Source organism: Novosphingobium organovorum, from assembly GCF_022832435.1.
Lineage (GTDB): Bacteria > Pseudomonadota > Alphaproteobacteria > Sphingomonadales > Sphingomonadaceae > Novosphingobium > Novosphingobium organovorum.
In genome coordinates this window covers 1-3,057 of the sequence record NZ_JALHLF010000208.1, presented here as the reverse complement: position 1 = coordinate 3,057, position 3,057 = coordinate 1, and the positions used below count along the sequence as shown (strand labels likewise).

Genomic DNA, 3,057 nt, shown 5'->3' with positions numbered 1-3,057 from the left:
CGCGCCGGGGCGAACGGCGGCCCGGGCACCGCTGCGCCGGGCAACCCGGCCCGGCAGACCATCCCCAACGCCTACCCCAACCCCTGAGAGGCAGGCGGGGGCGGTCTGATCGCGGCCTGTTTGCTGTTGGCCCGTTTGCTGTTGGCCCGCTCGCCGTCTGATCGATGCCCGACGTCCGCGGGCGATCGGCTTTTTCGGCTTTCCCACCAGCGCCGGCACGCTCTGGCGTGGCCCGATAGGGTCTATCACGCAGGGGCGAGTCCGGAGCCGTCGGCGCGCGGGTTTCGGCCTCCCCTGTCCTGATCCTGTGCCTTCACGATACCCGATGCGCCCGGCGGGGCTGTCCTGCGCGCCCTCCGGGCGGTCAGATCGGGACGCCGATGCGCCGGGGATGGGCGGGGATGCGCCGGGGATGGCGTGAGGCGCGAAGCGGGTGGCTAAGCGGATTGTGCGTAAAATCGCGCGCGCACCGGGGCGCCATCGTGCCGTGCGGGCGGGGTGGGGCGCGGAGAGCCGGGGCGGGAAGAACGGGGAATCCCTGCGGACGGGTGCTTATGGGGAAATGCAGGGACGCATCGGCGCGCCGGCGAATCGCCTCGCTGTCCCCGGAGCCTGCCAGCACGCGCCGGGACGCGCTGGGCGGCTGCGCTGCAACGCCCCCGCCGAGCCGCGTGAAACCCCGGAAAACGGCGTAATCGCGCCATGGAAAACCGCGTATTCGGGCGATTCGCTTCGCGGCAGCGCCGTGGTGCGGTGCAGCGTGCAGGCCCCGCGCGGGGCCTGCAGGGGGCGGCTCTGTGTCCGTGGGTGTGTGCGTTGCGGTGCGCTTTTGGGGTAATCAGGGGATTGGGTGGGGACGAATGGGGACGGCGCGGCACGCGCTGCCGGGCGGCTAAAATTTGCCGGAAAATATCGTGTAAACTGCGAAAAATACGCAATTTACATGCTTAAAATCGGCTTAAGCAAACCACGCGAAAATCCCTCGGTAAATCTGCGTTAAGGGTCGGAGCGGCTCAAAATTCCCACCATTCCCCAAATTTCCCTTTAATCCCCGCCCGGCGAACGGTAGAAGGACAGGCAATCGGAATGATTGAGTCTCGCCGTCTCCTGGCGAAAGGAGCGGAACCCTTTCGCGCACACGTGCGGCGGGACACTGTCGGTCATGCTCCGGGAGGCATTACCCAATAGGGGCGTACGGGGCGGCATGGCTGGGCAGCCAACCATCTATAGCGGACAGGGCTTCTCGCTTTTGCGCGACAAGAAGCGCTTCGTGCTGCCCAACACGCTTCGCCCCACGGTGCGCGAATCGAGCGGCAAGGACGTGCTGTGCCTGGCCAAGCACGCCGAATGGAACTGCCTCGTGGGTTTTGGCCTGTCGCGCGTCGACGACTTCGAAAAGCAGCTCGACGCCGAGGAAGAGCGCGCCGACCGTGCCGGGCGTCCCTACAACCGCGACAAGCGGGCAATGCAGCTCTACTCGTTCCAGCAGGTCCCGTTCGACGGTTCGGGCCGCTTCGTCCTGCCCGACGCGCTGATGGGCCTTGCCAACATCGAGGACCAGCTCTTCTTCCAGGGCGTGGGCCGCTTCATCACGCTGTGGAACCCGGCCGAGCTCTACGCGCTCGAGGGCGATGGCGAGATGGCCACCATCGTTGCCACCTGCCGTTCGCTGGCCGAGGCCGAAATCGCGAAAGTCAAAGGCAAATGAGCGCGGCCCCGCACATCCCCGTCCTCCTCGAGGAAGTCGTCGCGGCGCTGGAGCCGGGTGAAGGCACGGTGCTGGTCGATGCGACCTTCGGCGCGGGCGGCTACACCCGCCGCCTGCTCGACGCGGGCGCAACCGTTCACGCCTTCGACCGCGATCCCGATGCGATCGCCGCGGTCCACGCCAATCCCGAGTGCTGGCCCGAACTGGCGATGGACCCGCCGCGTCTGGTGCTGCATCCGCGCCGCTTCTCCGAAATGGTCGAGGCCCTGCGCGACGCGGGCGTCGCGACCGTCGACGGAGTGGTGGCCGACATCGGTGTCTCCTCGATGCAGCTCGACCAGGCGCAACGCGGGTTTGCCTTCGCGCTCGACGGGCCGCTCGACATGCGCATGAGTCAAGACGGCATCTCGGCGGCGGATTTCGTCAACGAGGGTGAGGAAAGCGCGATCGCCGACGTGCTCTACCTCTACGGCGAGGAGCGCCAGTCGCGCCGGGTCGCGCGCGCGATCGTCGCGGCGCGTCCGCTGACCACCACCGGCCAGCTCGCGCAGGTCATCCGCAAGGCGCTCGGCCACCGGCCCGGCGCGCCCAAGGACCCGGCCACGCGCAGTTTCCAGGCGATCCGCATCCACGTCAACGGCGAGCTTGACGAGCTGGAGGCCGCGCTGGCGGGCGCCGAAGAGCTGCTGTGCGAAGGCGGGCGGCTTGCCGTCGTCACCTTCCACTCGCTCGAAGACCGCATCGTCAAGCGCTTCCTCAAGGACGCCAGCGGGCAGGGGCAGACGACCTCGCGCCATGTCCCGCTCGTCGCATCGGGACCGGCGGCGACCTTTGCCGGGGTGGCCAAACCGGTCAAACCCTCGCCCGCCGAGCTCGACGCCAATCCGCGTTCGCGTTCGGCCACCTTGCGAAGCGCGCGGCGCAGCGCCGCACCCGCCCGTTCTACTTCAGCCCCCTCAGCCCCGCACGACGTTCGCAAGCCTGGAAGGAAATCCGCATGAATCTGACACAGGATCGCGTCCGTTCCATCGGCTGGATTTCGGTGCTGGTGGTGTGCGGGGCCATGCTCGTCGCGCTCACCTTGCGGGTCAACGCGGTCAAGAGCGAGGTCTACGCGACCGAGAAGCGGATGGTCTACACCCAGCAGCAGATCAACTTCCTCGAGACCGAGTTCCAGACCCGCGCCAACCAGCAGGCGCTCAAGAAGCTCAACGACCTTGAGTTCGGCTATCAGGCGCCCGGCGCCGGGCAGTACCTGGAGGGTGAACGCCAGCTCGCCGCGCTTGGCGCGCCCGCCGGGCCCGACGCGCCCGCGCCGATCCGCTTTGCCAGCGCCGATGGCGACGAGG

At 68.1% G+C, this 3,057-nt stretch carries 2 protein-coding genes and 1 pseudogene; all 3 read left to right on the top strand.

Annotated elements, in window-relative coordinates:
- The first annotated feature begins 1,204 nt into the window (after positions 1–1,204).
- On the top strand, positions 1,205–1,708 hold the full coding sequence (locus tag MTR62_RS20610; protein ID WP_244024478.1) for a division/cell wall cluster transcriptional repressor MraZ: 504 nt from the start codon (positions 1,205–1,207) through the stop codon (positions 1,706–1,708).
- Complete coding sequence (rsmH, locus tag MTR62_RS20605) at positions 1,705–2,709, top strand: 16S rRNA (cytosine(1402)-N(4))-methyltransferase RsmH (protein WP_244024477.1); 1,005 nt, start codon at positions 1,705–1,707, stop codon at positions 2,707–2,709. Before MTR62_RS20610 ends, rsmH begins: the two co-directional genes overlap by 4 nt.
- Positions 2,706–3,057 (top strand): annotated as a pseudogene (locus MTR62_RS20600) (hypothetical protein); the annotation flags it as partial. The gene rsmH and the pseudogene MTR62_RS20600, both read left to right, overlap by 4 nt.